Source organism: Gaiella sp., assembly GCF_035710885.1.
Classification (GTDB): Bacteria; Actinomycetota; Thermoleophilia; order Gaiellales; family Gaiellaceae; genus Gaiella.
The window spans coordinates 39,092-54,310 of sequence record NZ_DASTCS010000048.1; the positions used below are offsets into that span (position 1 = coordinate 39,092).

Below are 15,219 nucleotides of genomic sequence, written 5' to 3' on the forward strand. Positions count from 1 at the left end.
GGCCCGCATCACACCTGCAGGACGACGACGAGCTGCCTCGGCCCGTGAACACCCTCCACCCGCTCGAGCTCGATGTCGGAGGTGGCGGAGGGGCCTGAGACGAGCACGACCGGCCGGCCCTCGCGGGCGGACGCCGCGAGGCCGTCGAACAGCTCCGGCACGGTCTCCACGATCTGGGCGGGGCGGACGATGCAGACGTGCAGGTCGGGCACCAGCGTGATCGCCCGGCGGCCCTGGCCCTCTCCGCCGTCGAAGGCGATCGTGCCGGTCTCCGCGCAGGCGGCTGCGCACGTCGTCACGGCGCCGTCGAGCGCGTCGAGCTCGGCGGGTGGGAGGTCGTGGTCCTCGACGACCTCCAAGCCGGCGGGCCGGAGCGAGGCGTCGAGGTCGGGCGCGACCGTCACGCGCGATGCTCCGCGCTCGGCCAGCGCGCCGGCCGCCGCCGCGGCGGGGTCGGCGGCGTGCATGACGACCGCGCCGGTCTCTGCGACCCGCTCGACGAAGAGCTCGACGACCTCGGTCGGCGAGCGGTGCCCGGTGGTGCGGTAGCCGCGTGGGATCTCGGGGGCCGGGGGCTGGTCTGCGAGCGCGTCCCGGATCCGCCCGAGGACGGTGTCACGTCCGCTGTCCACGTGCCTCCCACCATTCTCGGAAGGTCTGCTCCGCGACCCCGGGCAGGGTGCGGGAGCGGCCCCAGCCCGCGAGCGGCCCGGGGAGCCAGCGCAGGCGGCCGTCGCGGAGGGCGGGCCGCTGGAGCGCGCGCGCAACCCCCTGGGCCCGCTCGTAGCGCTCGGCGCTGGTGAACGCGCGGGCGAGAAGGCGCAACGCGCGGCCCTCGAGCCCCGGCTTCGAGCCGCGGACGACCTTCGCACGCTCGTGGACGAGGATCCGGGGGATGTCGATGCGGACGGGGCAGACGTCCGCGCAGGCGCCGCAGAGGCTGGAGGCGTAGGGCAGCGACGCGCTGATTCCGCGTTCGCCGTCGAGCTGCGGCTGCAGGATCGCCCCGATCGGGCCGGCGTAGACCGTGGGATAGGCGTGCCCGCCGGTCTGGCGGTAGACCGGGCACACGTTCACGCAGGCCGAGCAGCGGATGCAGCGCAGCGCGGGCCTGCCTTCCGGGTCGGCGAGCGCGCGGGTGCGGCCGGCGTCGAGCAGCACGAGATGGAAGGCCGAGGGGCCGTCGCCGCGGCGCACCCCGGTCCACAGCGACGTGTAGGGGTTCATCCGCTCGCCGGTCGCCGAGCGCGGCAGCAGCTGCAGCAACACCGCCAGGTCGCGCCACTCGGCGATCACCTTCTCGATGCCCATCACCGTGACGAGCACGTCCGGGAGGGTGGTGCACATCCGACCGTTGCCCTCCGACTCGACCACGCAGACGGTGCCCGTCTCGGCGACCGCGAAGTTGGCACCCGAGACCGCGACCCGCGCGCGCAGGAACGCGGCCCTGAGGTATTCGCGCGCCGCCGCGGTCAGCGCGGGCGGGTCGGCGGGGAGGTCGGGCCGGTCGAGCGCCTCGCGCAGCAGCTCCGCGATCTCGCGTCGGCTGCGGTGCAGCGCCGGCACGAGCAGGTGCGAGGGCCGCTCCCCGGCGAGTTGCACGATCAGCTCGGCCAGGTCGGTCTCGAGCGGCGTGATCCCGGCGGCGGCGAGCGCGTCGTTGAGCCCGATCTCGTCGGTCGTCAGCGACTTCACCTTCACCAGCTCGCGCGCACCGGTGGCAGATACGAGACGCACGACGATCTCGTTCGCCTCGCGCGCATCGGCTGCCCAGTGCACCTCCCCACCGGCGTTCGCCACCGCCGCCTCCAGCGCGACCAGCAGCTCGTCGAGTCGCGCCAGCGCGGAGTCGCGGATCGCCTCCCCCGCCAGGCGCAGCTCCGCCCAGTCCGGCACCTCGGACACGACCACCGCCCGCCTGGCGCGGATCGAGGTCGTCGCGCGCAGCACGTTCCCGCGCGTCTGCGCGTCCTCCAGCGCGGCCGAGGCCGCCTCCTCGAACGGGACCGGCACCGCAGAGCGGCTCGCGGCGGCGCTCACGAGGCGAGCACCTCCGCGAGGTGCACCGCACGCACGGGGCTTCCCCGCCGCTCGAGCCCGCCGCGGATGTGCAAGAGGCACGACGCGTCGCACGCGCACACCGCGTCCGCGCCCGTCTCCTCCACGCGTCGCAGCTTGTCGACCAGCATCGCCGACGAGACATGCGCGTTCTTGATCGCGAACGTCCCGCCGAAGCCGCAGCACTCCGTCGCCTCCGCCAGCGGGCGCAGCTCGACACCGGGCACCGCCCGCAGCAGGGTCTCCGGCCGCTCCCCAACCTCCAGCAGCCGAAGCGAGTGACAGGTCGGGTGGTACGTGAGCGAGCCCACGAACGCCGAACCAACGTCGCTCACCCCCAGACGGTCGACGAGGAACTCCGACAGCTCCCACGTGCGCGCGGCGACGCCCCCGGAGTCCACTGCCAGCTCGGGCACATGGACGCGCACGTGCGCGGCGCACGACCCCGACGGCGAGACCACCGCCTCGTAGCGGTCGAACACGTCCACGAACCGTCGTGCCAGCGTGGCGGCCACGTCCGGAAAGCCCGCGTTCAGGTGCAGCTGGCCACAACACGTCTGCGCCCGCGGGAACTCGAGCCCCACCCCCAGCCGCTCCAGCAGCCTCACCGTCGCACTGCCGACCGCCGGATACAGCGTGTCCGCCAGGCAGGTCACGAACAGCGCAACGGTCATTGCGGCGAGCGTAATCGATCATCGATCATTGGGGCCGTTACCCCACCGCACCGGGCATCGGCGTCACTAGCCTGCCGCCGTGACGGAGATCGTCCTCCACGGCGCGCGACCGGCCGGGCGACCGCACCCGCGGCTCGGGTACGCGATGGTCACCACCGCCTCCGCCCTGTTCGCGGTGAACGGGACGGTGTCCAAGGTGATCCTCACCCAGAGCGGCGTCACGAGCGTGCGGCTGACCGAGCTCCGCGCCACGGGCGCGTTCCTCGGGCTCGCCGCGGTGCTGGCGGTCACCGCCCCGGGGCGCCTACGGGTCCCCCGTGACGAGCTGGCGCTGCTGGTCTTCTACGGCATCGTCGGGTTCGCGCTCGTGCAGTGGCTCTACCTCGTCTCGATCGAGCGGCTGCCGATCGGCATCGGCCTCCTGCTCGAGTTCACGGCCCCCGTGTTGGTGGCGCTCTGGGCCCGGCTCGTGTGGCACGAGCCGGTGCGCAGGAGGGTGTGGGCCGCGCTGGCCCTCGCGTTCGTCGGCCTGGTGGGAGTGGCGGAGGTGTGGCAGGACTTCCGCCTCGACACCGTCGGCGTCGTGGCAGGGCTGCTCGCGGCCGGCGCGCTCGCCACCTACTACCTCGCGGGGGAGCACCAGACGGCGCGACGCGACGCCCTCTCGCTCACCTGCCTCTCGCTCGGGGTGGCGGCCGTCTTCTGGGCCGTGCTCCAGCCGTGGTGGAGCTTTCCCTTCGACGAGCTCGGAGCGACGGTCCCGCTCGACGGACCGCTGGAGTCGGCGAGCGCACCCGTGTGGGCGCTCTGTCTCTGGGTGGTCGTCCCCGGCACGATCCTGCCGTTCGCCCTCTCGCTGGGCGCGCTCCACCACCTTCCCGCGACCCGGGTCGCGACGGTGTCGATGCTCGAGGTGCTGCTCGCGTCGATCGTCGCGTGGGCCTGGCTCGGGGAGACCCTCTCCGCAGCGCAGCTCGCCGGCGGCGTCATCGTCCTGCTCGGCGTCGTCCTCGCGCAGACCTCGCGCTGACGGACGGCAGTACCCTGTCGGTCGATGAGCGTGAAGCGCGTGCTGCTCGCCTCGCCCCGGGGCTACTGCGCCGGGGTCGAGCGCGCCGTCGAAACGGTGGAGCGTGCGCTGGAGCACTACGGCGCGCCGGTGTACGTGCGCAAGCAGATCGTCCACAACATCCACGTCGTGCGCGACCTCGAGGCGCGGGGCGCGATCTTCGTGGAGGAGGAGACCGACGTCCCGCACGGCGCGACGGTCGTGTACTCGGCGCACGGCGTCGCCCCCTCGGTGCACGAGCACTCGCGGACGCTCGAGCACGACGTGATCGACGCCACCTGCCCGCTCGTGACGAAGGTGCACGTGCAGGCGAAGCGGTATGCGGCCGCGGGCTACACGGTGCTGCTGATCGGCCACGAGGGCCACGAGGAGGTCGTCGGCACGATGGGCGAGGCACCCGATGCGACGATCCTCGTCCAGGACGTCGCCGAGGCCGAGACGCTGGAGCTGGCCGAGGACACCCCGGTCGCGTACGTCACGCAGACAACGCTCTCGGTGGACGAGACCGCCGAGATCATCGGCACGCTGCGGCGGCGCTTCCCGGAGATCGTCGGCCCCAAGAAGGAGGACATCTGCTACGCGACGTCCAACCGCCAGTGGGCCGTGAAGGACATGCTCGGCGAGATCGACCTCCTGCTCGTGATCGGCTCGCGCAACTCGTCGAACTCGAACCGGCTGGTCGACGTCGCCCGCGCTGCCGATGTCCCCTCGCACCTGATCGACGACGAGGCGGAGATCGACGCGGCCTGGCTCGACGGGGTCGAGACGGTCGGGATCACGTCCGGGGCGTCCGCGCCCGAGCACCTCGTGACGCGCGTGTGCGACTGGTTCAGGGCCCGCGGCGTCGAGCGGATCGAATCGCACCGGATGGTCGACGAGGACGTGACGTTCAGGCTCCCGGTCGAGCTCCGGCGCGAGCTCGCGCTGGCGGAGCCCCAACCCGGGGACTGACCCGCAGGGGTCTGTGACGCTCGCAGGGGTCTGTCCGCCGTGACGCTCGCGGGGGTCACTCCCCTTCGGGGACAGACCCCGTGGGGACGGTTTCCGTGGGGACAGACTGCGCCTTGGCAAAGGCCACCTGGTCGCCCTCGACCTCGAGCGAGACGGCGAGCGTCTCCGCCTTGATCCACTCGGCGTGCTCGAGCAGGTCGGCGGCGTGCGCGGGGATCGTGAGCGAGATCCGGTCCGTGAGCGCGAGACCGGATTCCCTGCGCATCGAGTTGACGAGGTGGATCAGCTCGTAGACCCGGCCCTCCCGGAGCAGCGCCTCGTCGAGCGACGTGTCGAGGGCGACGGTCACTCCGTCTGCGGAGGCGATCGCCCATCCGTCGCGCCCGGAACGCTCGACGAGCACCTCGTCCGGCGAGAGCTCGTGGCCGGCCGCCCTGAAGCGGCCGTCACCCAGGTCCTCGAACTCGCCGGCGGCGAGCGCTGCCCGCACCCCGCCGAGCTCCTTGCCGAGCTTCGGCCCCAGCACGGGGAGATTCGGCTTGACCACGAGCGCGGCCTCGACGTGCCCGAGCTCGACCGCCCTCACCCGGAGCTCGTCGCGCACGACGGCGACGAGCTCCTCGGGCGGCTCGACCCCCTCGACGACGAGGCGGGGGAGCGGCTGACGGAGCTTGACGCCGGACGCCGACCGCGCCGCACGGCCAAGGTCGACGATCCGGCGCGCGTCGGCCATCGCCCCGAGCACGGCCACGTCGGGCTCGCTCGGCGAAGGCCAGCCCGTGAGGAACACCGAGTCGGAAGCGCCCTCGCAGGGCTTCCGGACGAGCACCTGCCAGAGGTGCTCCGCGAGGAACGGGAGCACGGGCCCGATCACTCGGAGCGACTGCGCCAAGGCGTGCCAGAGCACGCGCAGCGCGGACTCGTCGCCCTCCCAGAACCGGCGGCGTGAGCAGCGGATGTACCAGTTGGAGAGGTCGTCCAGGAACGACTCGAACGACCGGATCACGTCGACGGTCAGCCAGCGCTCGTACGCCTCGGTCGCCTCTGCGACGAGCTGCCGCGTGCGCTCCACGAGCCAGCGGTCGAGCGGCGCGAGCTCGCCGCCGGGGCCCTCCAGGTCCTCGGAGCGAGGCGTGAAGGACTCGACGTTGCCGTACTGCACGAGGAACGTGACCGAGTTCCAGAGGGTCAGCAGCTTCCGCTGGACCTCGTGCGCGGGCCCGAAGCCGAACAGCAGGTTCCGGTCTGGCGGCTGGGCGCAGTACTGCCAGCGCATCACGTCCGCGCCCATGCGCGCGAACGCGTCCTGCGCGTCGATCATGTTCCCCCACGAGCCGTGCATCTCGCGGCCCGTCTCGTCGAGCATCTTCTCGTAGCCGAGTACCCGGCGGAACGGCGCGCGGCCCGTCAGCGCGACCGACATGAAGAGCTGCGAGTAGAACCAGAGCCGGATCTGCTCGCGCATCTCCGAGACCCAGTCGGCCGGGAACCACTCCTCCCAGTAGGCGTGGTCCGGGAGGTCTGCGCGAGTCAGCCCCCTCGCGGCGCCGGTCGCGTATCCCTCCGGGACGTACACCGGGCTCTCCCAGCCGAGCGTCGAGAACGGGACGATCCCCGCGTCGAGCCAGACGTCACCCACCTCCGTGACCCGCTCGACCTCCTCACCGCAGGCCTCGCAGCGGATCCGGATCTCGTCGACCCATGGTCGCCTCAGCTCCTCCAGCCCGTCGACCGGTCCCGTGGCGCGCTCCGCGAGCTCCGCCTTCGAGCCGATCACCGTCAGGTGCCCGCACGCGCAGGGGTAGAACGGGAGCGGCAGGCCGTAGTAACGGCGCCGCGAGATGTTCCAGTCCCCCATGTTCCTGAGCCAGTCGTCCATGCGCTTGCCCATGTAGGCAGGGGTCCACTCGACCGTCGCGTTCGCGTCGAGCAGGGGCTGCCGGAGGTCGTCGACGGCGAGGAACCAGTCGTCCGAGATGCGGAAGATGAGCGGCGTGTCGCAGCGCCAGCAATGCGGGTAGCGGTGCTCGTACAGGCCCGCGTGGACGAGCAGCCCACGCTCCGCAAGGTCGCCGACGATCTGGTCTGCGGCGTCACCGGTCGAGAGGCCGTGTAGCCAGCCGTACTCGTCGTAGAAGCGGCCGGACTCGTCCACGGGCGTGAGCACAGGGAGCCCGTGCGTGCGCGAGAGCTCGAAGTCCTCCGCGCCGCAGCCGGGTGCGATGTGCACGACGCCGGTTCCCTCCTCGGCGGACACCTCGTCCCAGGGGATCACGCGGTGCTCGACACCGGACGCCGGGGCCAGCATGTCGAACGGCCCGTCGTAACGAAGCCCGACGAGCTCGCTGCCGGGCACCGTCCTCGTGAAGGGCTCCTCGGGGAAGCGGGCGACCATCACCCACTCGCCGTTCGGGCGGAGACCGTACTCGGCCTCGGGGTGAACCGCGGCGGCGACGTTCGCGGGCAGCGTCCAGGGCGTCGTCGTCCAGATCACGAGCGACTCGCCCCGGCGGTCGCGGAGCGGGAGCCTGACGTAGAGCGACGGGTCGGAGCGCTCCTGGTAGACGCCGGACTGCGAGAGCTCGTGCTGTGAGAGCGAGGTCCCGCAGCGCGGGCACCACTCCGTCGAGCGATGGCCGACGAAGACGCGACCGTGCTCGTGCATGAGCTCGAGGAACTTCCAGATGTACTCGATGTTCGTGTCGCTGAACGTGAAGTAGTCGGCGCCCCAGTCCATCCACTGGCCGAGCCGCCTCGACCCCTTGGTCAGCTCGGTGGCGGACCAGATCACCTTCTCCCTGCATCGCCGGGCGAACTCCGCCAAGCCGAACTCCTCGATCTCGCGCTTGGAGTTCAGGCCGAGCTCGCGCTCCACGCCGACCTCGATCCAGAGCCCCTGGCAGTCGAAGCCGTTCTGGTAGCGCTGGTGGTATCCGCGCATCGCCTTGTAACGCTGGAAGACGTCCTTCAGCGTCCGCCCCCACGCGGTGTGCACGGCGAGCGTCTTGTTCGCGGTCACGGGTCCGTCGACGAAGCTGAAGCGGGGGCCGTCCGCGTTCAGCGCCCGGAGCCGTGAGAAGGTCTGCTCGCGCTCCCATAGGTCGAGGATGCCCTGCTCGAGCGTGTCATGATCCGGCTTGTCCGGGAGGGGTGCGAACATGCGGTCGATTCTAGGGAAGGGTTTTCCGGGGCATGTCGTTGTAGATAACGGGGTATGCCGTTGCTCGACAACGGCGATACGAGCAACATCGAAACGGAAGGAAACATGGCACTCGACGTGACGACCGAGACCTTCGAGCAGGAGGTCATCAAGAGCGACAAGCCCGTCCTCGTGGATTTCTGGGCCGAATGGTGTGGCCCCTGCCACGCCGTCGCCCCCGTGCTCGACCGCATCGCGGCGGAGCGGGAGACCGAGCTGAAGCTCGTGAAGGTCAACATCGACGTGGAGCAAGAGCTCCAGCAGCGCTACGGGGTCGCCTCGATCCCGACGCTCATCCTGTTCAAGGACGGCGAGCCGTCCGCGTCCGTGATCGGCGCACAGCCGAAGGGCGCGATCGAGCGCTCGCTCGGTCTCGCGGTCTAGAGACTCTCCTCACGATCCCTCCCCGCGGAGAGCCGGTGAACGCCGGCTCTTCGCGGGTCTGTCCCGCCAGGGGACTGACCCCTGGGCTGGGTCTGTCCCCGGTGGGACTGACCCGGCCCCGCTTCACCGAGGTGCGCCAGGGCTTTGCCGGAGCTGCCGGATCGCCGGCGGGAGCGTCACGGTGGACAGGCCCCTGCAGGGCCAGTCCCCAAGCGCCAGGCAGCGAGCGCGTCCTTCACCGTGGTGAAGGCGAGCTCGTCTGACGCGGGCAGCTCGTCGGGCCCGAACCAGCGGAGCTCGGCGACGTCGTCTGCCGCCTCCGGCTCTCCTGCGCCGACGCGCATGGTCCAGTAGAGGTTCAGCGTCGCAGCGGCGTCCGGCGCATCGCCGTACACGTCCATCCACATCCCGATGAAGCTGTCCGGCTCCCCGGCGAGCCCCGTCTCCTCGAGGAGCTCGCGCCGCAACCCGTCGGCGGGGTGCTCGCCCTCCTCGAGAAAGCCTCCGGGCGCGTCCCACAGCCCGAGGAACGGCTCGACGGCGCGCCGCGACAGCAGCACCCGCCCGGCCTCGTCCTCGACGAGTGCGCTGACGCAGGGCGCGGAGTTGGCGTAGTAGACCGAGCCGCACGCCGTGCAGACCGCCCGCGCGCCGTGATTGACGAGCGAGCCCGCGCAACGGGGGCAGGTGCGCCAGCCGTGGAGGATCGCCATGCACGGGCTACGGTATCGCCGTGAGCCCGCGGCACGTCCCGGCGTCCGTGACCGAGCTGTCGCGCGTCGGCCTGCTCTCGTCGCTCCCGGGAGAGACGCTCGCCCGGCTCGCGGAGAGGATGACGCGCGAGGAGGTCCCCGGCGGAAGCACGATCGTCGAAGAGGGGACGGAGGGCGACCGCTTCTACGTGCTCCTCTCGGGGCTCGCCTCCGTGACGCAGGTGAGCCGCGGTGCCCGCTCGATGCTGCGCCCGGGCGAGACCTTCGGCGAGGTCGCGCTGGCGATGGGCGTTCCCCGCACGGCCACGATCACGACGATGCTCCCCTCGGTCGTCGCGAGCTGCGACCGGGAGACGTTCGACGAGCTGCTGCGCCCGCTGTTCGCCGACGACGAGTGATCAGTCGTAGATCGAGGCCCCGGCGCCCGGCCGCGCGTTCGGCGGGTACGGAGCGAGGTCGTTCACGTGCCCCGGTTGCGCGGCGACACGCGCCAGCCATCGCGCCACCGACGGGTAGCCGTCCATGCCCAGGCCGGCCTCGTGCGCGACGTGCGCATACCCGTACACGGCGATGTCCGCGATCGTGTATTGCTCGCCGACGAGGAACTCCCGTGACCGGAGGTGGTCGTCGAGGAAGCGCAGCGCCTCCTCTGCGCCGTGGCGTCTCCTCAGCGCGTCAGGGTCGTCGGCGGCGAGCCTCCCGGTCGCGAGGCGGAACCTCAGCCCGCCCATCGTCATCATCACGTCCGTCTGCTCGAAGAGCAGCCAGCCCACGACGCGGGAGACGTCGTACCGGTCCTCCGGCAAGAACGGCGTCCCCCCGGCGAGGTAGAGCAGGATCGCGTTCGACTCGGGGAGCCGGCGTCCGTCGTCCAGCTCGAGCACGGGCGTCGTCCGGAGTGGGTTGACGTCGGCGTACGCCGGCGTGAGCGTGTCGCCGGCGAAGATGTCGACGTCGATCCGCTCGTAGGGCACGTTCAGCTGGCGCAGGAGGATGCGCACCTTCAGGCAGTTCGCCGACGCCGCATAGTCGTAGAGCCTCACGCGCGAATCCTCACCTTCCACGACGAGTGAAACGGCGTGGAGCTCCGGCCCGTGAGATCACCCGAGCTCCTCGAGGACGGCGTCGCAGAGCCTCGGCCAAGCCGCCTTCGCCCACTCGCCGAACGGCCTCGTGGTCAGCGCAGCGCAGGCGACCGCGCGGTCCGGGTCGACCCAGAGGAACGTGCCGCTTCCGCCGAAGTGGCCGAAGGTCCGCGGGGAGGTCAGCGTTCCCGACCAGTGCCCCGCCTTCGCGCCCTTGAGCTCCACGCCGAGGCCCCAGTCGAGCGGGCTGAAGCGACCGAAGTCCGGGAGGACGCCGTCGAGCCCCGGGAACTGGACGCTCACCATCTCCGCGTGCGTCTCCGGCGCGACGAGCCGCGGCTCGAGCAGCTCGCGCCCGAGCGTGAGCAGGTCGTCCAGGGAGCCGTGCATCCCCGCGCCGGGATGGCCGCTCGGGTCGAGGTCGAGATCGAGCGGTTCCACGACCGCGGCGCGAACGTAGTCGGCGAACGGCATCTCCGCGCGACGGGCGAGGTGGCCCCCGAGGACGCGGTAGCCCTCGTTCGAGTAGATCCGCCTCCGCCCGGGACGCGCGATCGGCGATTCGCCCTCGAACGGGAGCCCGGAGGCGTGGGCGAGCAGGTGGCGCACCGTCGAGCCCGGCGGCCCCGCCGCCTCGTCGAGGTCGAGCACGCCCTCCTCGGCGGCGACGAGCGCCGCGAGCGCCGCGACCGGCTTCGACACGGAGGCCAGCCGCAGGGCTCGGCGGCTGTCTCCGTGGGTGGCGACGACACCGTCCGCACGGGTCACTCCTGCCGCCGCGAACGGGACCGCCCAGGCGTCGATCTGGTGCAGGGCACGCACGGGGGGCGATACTAAGCCCCCATGGAACGGACGCTGATCACGGGGCACTCGCCGTTCGAGGGAGTCGCAGGCTTCTCGCGCGCGGTCGTCGTGGGCGATCGTGTCCACGTCGCGGGGACGGCGCCGATCCCCCCGGACGGATCGTCCCCGCCCGACGGGGCGTACGAGCAGGCAGCGCTCTGCCTCGAGATCATCGGCGAGGCGCTGCAGCGCGCAGGCTCGGGCCTCGCGCACGTCGTGCGGACGAACATCTACGTGACCGACGCCGCCCACTGGGCCGGCGTCGCGCGCGCCCACGGCGAGGCGTTCGGCGACGTCCGGCCGGCGGCCACCTGCGTCGTCGCACAGCTGCTCGACCCCGCATGGAAGGTCGAGATCGAGGCGGAGGCGGTCATCCCGTGAAACAGGTCCTCCCCGAGTCGATCACCGGGCTCGCCGGTGTGCTCGCAGCAAGCGTGCTCGACCACAACTTCGGCGCCAGCGATCCGTACACGCTCGGTGTCGAGGAGGAGTACATGCTCCTCGACCCGACGAGCCTCGACCTCGTGCAGCACATCGAGACCGTGCTCGACGCGATCCAGGGGGACGAGCTGGCGCACCGGCTCAACTCGGAGCTCATGCAGTCCGTGCTCGAGATCGCGACACCCGTGTGCCAGACCGCCGGCGACGTGATGCACGAGCTCGCCACCCTGCGCGGGTACGTCCGCGACGTCGCGCGCGACCAGGGGCTCCGGGTCGGCTCCGCCGGGACACACCCGTTCAGCCTCTTCGAGCGCCAGCGGATCACGGCGAAGGACCGCTACCACGCGCTGATCGACCAGCTGCAGTACGTCGCGCGGCGCGAGCTGATCTTCGGGATGCACATCCACGTCGCGGTGGACGACCCCGACAAGGCGATCCAGGTCGTCAACGGGCTCCTCCCGCACCTCGCGCCGCTCCTCGCACTCTCCGCGAGCTCACCTTTCTGGCGCGGGGAGCCGACCGGGCTCGCGTCGAGCCGCCAGATCGTGTTCTCGGCTTTCCCCCGCTCGGGGCCACCGCCGCGCTTCCGTGACTACGCCGACTACGCGTCCGTGGTCGGTCAGCTCGAGCGCACCGGATGCATCGCGGACTACACGCACATCTGGTGGGACATCCGCCCCCACCCCAAGTGGGGCACGATCGAGGTGCGGATCTGCGACGCCGTCACCCGCATCGAGGACGCGGTCGCGATCGCCGCCTACTGCCAGGCGCTCGTGAAGCAGCTGAGCGAGCGCTACGACGCGGGCGAGGAGATCCCCACCCACCACCGGATCCTCACGAGCGAGAACAAGTGGCTCGCGGCGCGGTACGGGCTCGAGGCCCCCGTGATGGACCTCGACACCGGCCGGCGGATCCGCGTCCCCGTCTCCAAGCTCCTCCGGCGGACGCTGCGCGAGCTCGAGCCGCACGCGCGCGAGCTCGGCTCCGAGCGGGAGCTGGAGGGAATCGAGGACCTGCTCGCGCGTGGCAACTCGGCGACGGGCCAGCTGCGGGTCTTCAACGCGAACCGGGACATCGTCGAGGTCGTGCGGGCGATCGCGGACGCGACCGAGGCCCTGCCCGCCCACACGGGCCCCTCCACCGGCTGACCGCCGGAGCAGCCGGCCGTAGGCTGCAGGGTGATGCTCGGGCCTGGAGACGCGATCCCCGCCGCGAGGGTGTGGACCGACGCGCGCGAGGGGCCTGTGCCCCTCGTGCGGGCGATCTCGGGCGACCGCGACGCCCTACTCTGCTTCTACCCGTTCGACTGGTCGCCGACGTGCACGAGCGAGCTACGGCTGCTGCACGATCGACACGACGCCCTGGACGCTGCGGGTATCCGCGCGTTCGGCGTGTCTCTCGACGGGCCGTGGTCGCAGCGGGCCTTCGCCGAGGCGCTCGGCCTGGGCGAGACGGTGACGCTCATCTCAGACCGACTCGCCGAGGCCTCGCGCGGGTTCGGGGTGCTGTCCGAGTGGAACGGCCTGCCGCGGGCGGAGCGGAGCGCGTTCCTCGTCCGGGGCGATACGGTCGTCGCGTCGTGGAGCCTGGGGAGCGAGCTGCCGGACGTCGCCGCCATCCTCGACTCGGCCTCGTCCTCCTAGCGCTCGCCCTCTACACCGCGTGCGCGCTGTTGGCCGCGTGGCCCGCGGTCCGACACGCCGACGGCCACTATCTCGCGCGTCCCGCGGCCGGTCACGGCCAGGCGGCCGCCGGCGACCATCTCCAGCTCGGCTGGGCCTTCTGGCTCGTCGGGCACCAGCTCGGTCGCGGCGCGTCCCCGATCTCGGACCCCTACTCGTTCCGGCCCGAGGCCGAGGCGCCGCCCAGCCTCCAGGGGTGGCTGCTCGGCCTGCCGTACTGGCCGCTTCGCTCCGTGCTCGACGACGTCTGGGCCTACAACCTGATCGTGCTGCTCACGTTCGTGCTGGCGGGCGGGGCCGCGTGCTGGTGGCTGCGCTCGCTCGGTGCATCCGCGCCCGCGGCGCTCGTCGGGGGGGCGGTCTTCTGCCTGATGCCGTACCGCGTCGGCCAGTCGACAGGGCACCTCCTCGGGCTCGTCGCGTTCCTCCTTCCCGCTCTGCTCCTCGCACTCGAACGGCGCCGCTTCGTGCTCGCGGGGGTCGCTCTGGCGGCCCTGCCGCTCTCGGGACAGCTCCACCTGACGCTCGGGGCGATCCCGCTCGCACTGGGTTACGCCTGGGCACGGCTGCCGCGCGCCGACTGGTGGAAGGCGGGTGCCGGAGCTGCGGCAGCTGTCCTGGCGGGGATCGCCGTCGAGCGCTGGGCGGTCGCAGGCTCGATCGGCACCGGCCGTTCCTTCGCGCAGGTCGAGCGCTACTCGGCCGAGCTCGCCGACCTCGTCACGCGCGGCGTGGGAAGCGGAATCGAGGAGCTCGTGTTCGTCGGCTGGCTCACACCGATCGTCGCACTGGCCGGGCTCTGGCTCCTGGCCAGCCGACCGCAGCGAGGGCTGGCGGTCCTGCTCGGGGTGGCAGCGCTCGTCCCGTGCCTCCTGGCGCTGGGCGTCAACCTTCCCGGGTACGAGACGCTCTGGCACCGCATCCCTGGGCTCGATGCCACCCGGGTCCCCGAGCGCCTGATGCCGATCGCCTGCCTCGCGATCGCCGCTCTCGCGGCGTTCGGCTTCGAGGCCCTCTCGGGGCTCGTGTCGAATCGACACGAGCTGGTGTCGCCGCTCGCAGCGGTCATCGCGGTCGTCGTGCTGGCGATCGACTTGCGCGTGCCCGTGTTCGGCGCCGTCGCGGCGGATGCCCCGAGCTCCGCGTATGCCGCGATCCGCGGCGACGGTCGCCTGCTCGAGCTCCCGGTGTTCCGCCCGGACGTCCACTTCGGGAGCGCGTACCTCGGCTATGCGCGCCAGAGCCCGAGGGAGCGACCGCAGGGCTACTCCACGCTCGCTCCTCCAGCCGCGGACCGGCTCGCGAGGCGGCTGCGCGGGCTCTCGTGCGGGCGAGGGACGGTCCCGCCGGACATCGGAGTGCGCTTCGTCACCGTCCACCGCGGCCTGTATGCGCAGAGCGCCTTCTTCGCGCGGGGCTGCGCGGGCCGGGCGGAGTCGAGGCTCCGCAAGGAGGGCTGGCGGCTGCTCGCGCGCGACGGCCCGATAGCGACCTTCAGCCGATAGGGAAGTGCGTGCGACCGCCGCCCTCTGCCAGGGCGCGCGCCACCACCGCGAGGTTCGCCCGCCAGAGCGCCTCGGGGAGCGGCGGCAGGATGTCGTCCCAGATCGCGGCGAAGCTCGTCCGCAGCTGCGGCATCCGCGCGGGGCGGGCGATGAACCAGAAGTGGAGGTGCGCGCTGCCGTCGCCCCAGCGGCCGACATGCACCCGCCCGATCTCGCCGACTCGGTCGACGGCGCGCTCGACCCGGACCATCAACGGCCCGAGCTCGGCGGCGAGATGAGAGGGCATGTCGCCGAGATCGCAGTGCTCACGCGGTTGGAGCAGCACGATCACCGGCATCCCGCTCGGCTTCTGGAGCGGCGTCAGGAGCCAGCGCTCGTCGCTCCAGATCGCGTCCTCCTCGCCCTGGCGGCATCGCCAGCAATCGGTCGCGTCCTCCCCGAGTCGCGACGGCTCGTCGCCGGGTGGGCGTAGCGGCCGGACGCGGATCTCTCCCTCGAAGGGAAAGGTCTCCCACTCCGAGAGCGGAGGCACCGGTAAGCGGCGCTCGTCGTCGGCCGCCTCGAGGGCACGAGCGTAGAGCTCCTCCGCCGACTCGGCCACAGCTCATCCTTGCA

The 15,219-nt window shown here is 72.0% G+C and carries 16 protein-coding genes; 8 read left to right on the forward strand and 8 right to left on the reverse strand.

The genetic code is table 11. The features are described 5' to 3' along the window. Nucleotides 1-8: 8 nt before the first annotated feature. The 3 genes from VFO26_RS11690 to VFO26_RS11700 are packed head-to-tail and all read right to left on the reverse strand — an operon-like array spanning nt 9 to nt 2,732. On the reverse strand, nt 9-632 hold the full coding sequence (locus VFO26_RS11690; RefSeq protein WP_325115158.1) for a LutC/YkgG family protein: 624 nt from the start codon (nt 630-632) through the stop codon (nt 9-11). Further along, nucleotides 616-2,040 (reverse strand): lactate utilization protein B, encoded by a 1,425-nt coding sequence (locus VFO26_RS11695; protein WP_325115159.1) that lies wholly within the window; start codon nt 2,038-2,040, stop codon nt 616-618. The genes VFO26_RS11690 and VFO26_RS11695 overlap by 17 nt, the downstream gene beginning before the upstream one ends. Continuing rightward, nucleotides 2,037-2,732, reverse strand: coding sequence for a (Fe-S)-binding protein (locus tag VFO26_RS11700; RefSeq protein WP_325115160.1), 696 nt, complete (start codon nt 2,730-2,732; stop codon nt 2,037-2,039). The genes VFO26_RS11695 and VFO26_RS11700 overlap by 4 nt, the downstream gene beginning before the upstream one ends. Nucleotides 2,733-2,811: 79 nt before the next feature. Here VFO26_RS11700 and VFO26_RS11705 point away from each other — a divergent pair, with 79 nt between their 5' ends. Then, nucleotides 2,812-3,762, forward strand: a complete 951-nt coding sequence (locus tag VFO26_RS11705) for an EamA family transporter (protein WP_325115161.1) — start codon at nt 2,812-2,814, stop codon at nt 3,760-3,762. A gap of 30 nt (nt 3,763-3,792) precedes the next feature. Beyond that, nucleotides 3,793-4,752, forward strand: coding sequence for a 4-hydroxy-3-methylbut-2-enyl diphosphate reductase (locus VFO26_RS11710; protein ID WP_349259078.1), 960 nt, complete (start codon nt 3,793-3,795; stop codon nt 4,750-4,752). A 55-nt stretch (nt 4,753-4,807) separates the two neighbouring features. Here VFO26_RS11710 and ileS read toward each other — a convergent pair whose 3' ends face one another. Then, nucleotides 4,808-7,912: an isoleucine--tRNA ligase gene (gene ileS / locus VFO26_RS11715; protein WP_325115163.1), complete on the reverse strand. Its 3,105-nt coding sequence runs from the start codon at nt 7,910-7,912 to the stop codon at nt 4,808-4,810. Between the two features lie 54 nt (nt 7,913-7,966). On the opposite strand from ileS, the gene trxA reads away from it, so the two are divergent. After that, nucleotides 7,967-8,335, forward strand: a complete 369-nt coding sequence (gene trxA, locus VFO26_RS11720; protein ID WP_414653086.1) for a thioredoxin — start codon at nt 7,967-7,969, stop codon at nt 8,333-8,335. Nucleotides 8,336-8,511: 176 nt separating this feature from the next. On the opposite strand, the gene VFO26_RS11725 is transcribed toward trxA, so the two are convergent. Then, nucleotides 8,512-9,048: an NUDIX hydrolase gene (locus VFO26_RS11725; protein ID WP_325115166.1), complete on the reverse strand. Its 537-nt coding sequence runs from the start codon at nt 9,046-9,048 to the stop codon at nt 8,512-8,514. A gap of 20 nt (nt 9,049-9,068) precedes the next feature. On the opposite strand from VFO26_RS11725, the gene VFO26_RS11730 reads away from it, so the two are divergent. Next, nucleotides 9,069-9,446 (forward strand): cyclic nucleotide-binding domain-containing protein, encoded by a 378-nt coding sequence (locus tag VFO26_RS11730; RefSeq protein ID WP_325115167.1) that lies wholly within the window; start codon nt 9,069-9,071, stop codon nt 9,444-9,446. Here VFO26_RS11730 and VFO26_RS11735 read toward each other — a convergent pair whose 3' ends face one another. Beyond that, nucleotides 9,447-10,091: a glutathione S-transferase family protein gene (locus VFO26_RS11735; protein ID WP_325115168.1), complete on the reverse strand. Its 645-nt coding sequence runs from the start codon at nt 10,089-10,091 to the stop codon at nt 9,447-9,449. A gap of 57 nt (nt 10,092-10,148) precedes the next feature. Further along, nucleotides 10,149-10,955, reverse strand: a complete 807-nt coding sequence (locus tag VFO26_RS11740) for a serine hydrolase domain-containing protein (RefSeq protein WP_325115169.1) — start codon at nt 10,953-10,955, stop codon at nt 10,149-10,151. Between the two features lie 21 nt (nt 10,956-10,976). On the opposite strand from VFO26_RS11740, the gene VFO26_RS11745 reads away from it, so the two are divergent. From VFO26_RS11745 to VFO26_RS11760, 4 genes are read left to right on the forward strand one after another with little or no spacing between them, the layout of a single operon-like run. Next, nucleotides 10,977-11,357 (forward strand): RidA family protein, encoded by a 381-nt coding sequence (locus VFO26_RS11745; RefSeq protein ID WP_325115170.1) that lies wholly within the window; start codon nt 10,977-10,979, stop codon nt 11,355-11,357. Beyond that, nucleotides 11,354-12,565 (forward strand): glutamate--cysteine ligase, encoded by a 1,212-nt coding sequence (locus VFO26_RS11750; protein ID WP_325115171.1) that lies wholly within the window; start codon nt 11,354-11,356, stop codon nt 12,563-12,565. Before VFO26_RS11745 ends, VFO26_RS11750 begins: the two co-directional genes overlap by 4 nt. Before the next feature lie 33 nt (nt 12,566-12,598). Continuing rightward, entirely contained in the window at nt 12,599-13,060 is a 462-nt protein-coding gene (locus VFO26_RS11755) for a redoxin domain-containing protein (protein WP_325115172.1), read from the forward strand. Next, nucleotides 12,997-14,604 (forward strand): hypothetical protein, encoded by a 1,608-nt coding sequence (locus tag VFO26_RS11760; RefSeq protein ID WP_325115173.1) that lies wholly within the window; start codon nt 12,997-12,999, stop codon nt 14,602-14,604. Before VFO26_RS11755 ends, VFO26_RS11760 begins: the two co-directional genes overlap by 64 nt. Here the strand turns inward: VFO26_RS11760 and VFO26_RS11765 are convergent. Continuing rightward, nucleotides 14,594-15,205: a hypothetical protein gene (locus tag VFO26_RS11765; protein ID WP_325115175.1), complete on the reverse strand. Its 612-nt coding sequence runs from the start codon at nt 15,203-15,205 to the stop codon at nt 14,594-14,596. The genes VFO26_RS11760 and VFO26_RS11765 overlap by 11 nt on opposite strands. Nucleotides 15,206-15,219: the final 14 nt, after the last annotated feature.

Bases quoted from the DNA above. Each gene is read 5' to 3' on its own strand.
- VFO26_RS11700 (WP_325115160.1), bottom strand. From the start codon at position 2,732: ATGACCGTTGCGCTGTTCGTGACCTGCCTGGCGGACACGCTGTATCCG.
- trxA (WP_414653086.1), top strand. From the start codon at position 7,967: ATGCCGTTGCTCGACAACGGCGATACGAGCAACATCGAAACGGAAGGA.
- VFO26_RS11725 (WP_325115166.1), bottom strand. From the start codon at position 9,048: ATGGCGATCCTCCACGGCTGGCGCACCTGCCCCCGTTGCGCGGGCTCG.
- ileS (WP_325115163.1), bottom strand. From the start codon at position 7,912: ATGTTCGCACCCCTCCCGGACAAGCCGGATCATGACACGCTCGAGCAG.
- VFO26_RS11755 (WP_325115172.1), top strand. From the start codon at position 12,599: ATGCTCGGGCCTGGAGACGCGATCCCCGCCGCGAGGGTGTGGACCGAC.
- VFO26_RS11745 (WP_325115170.1), top strand. From the start codon at position 10,977: ATGGAACGGACGCTGATCACGGGGCACTCGCCGTTCGAGGGAGTCGCA.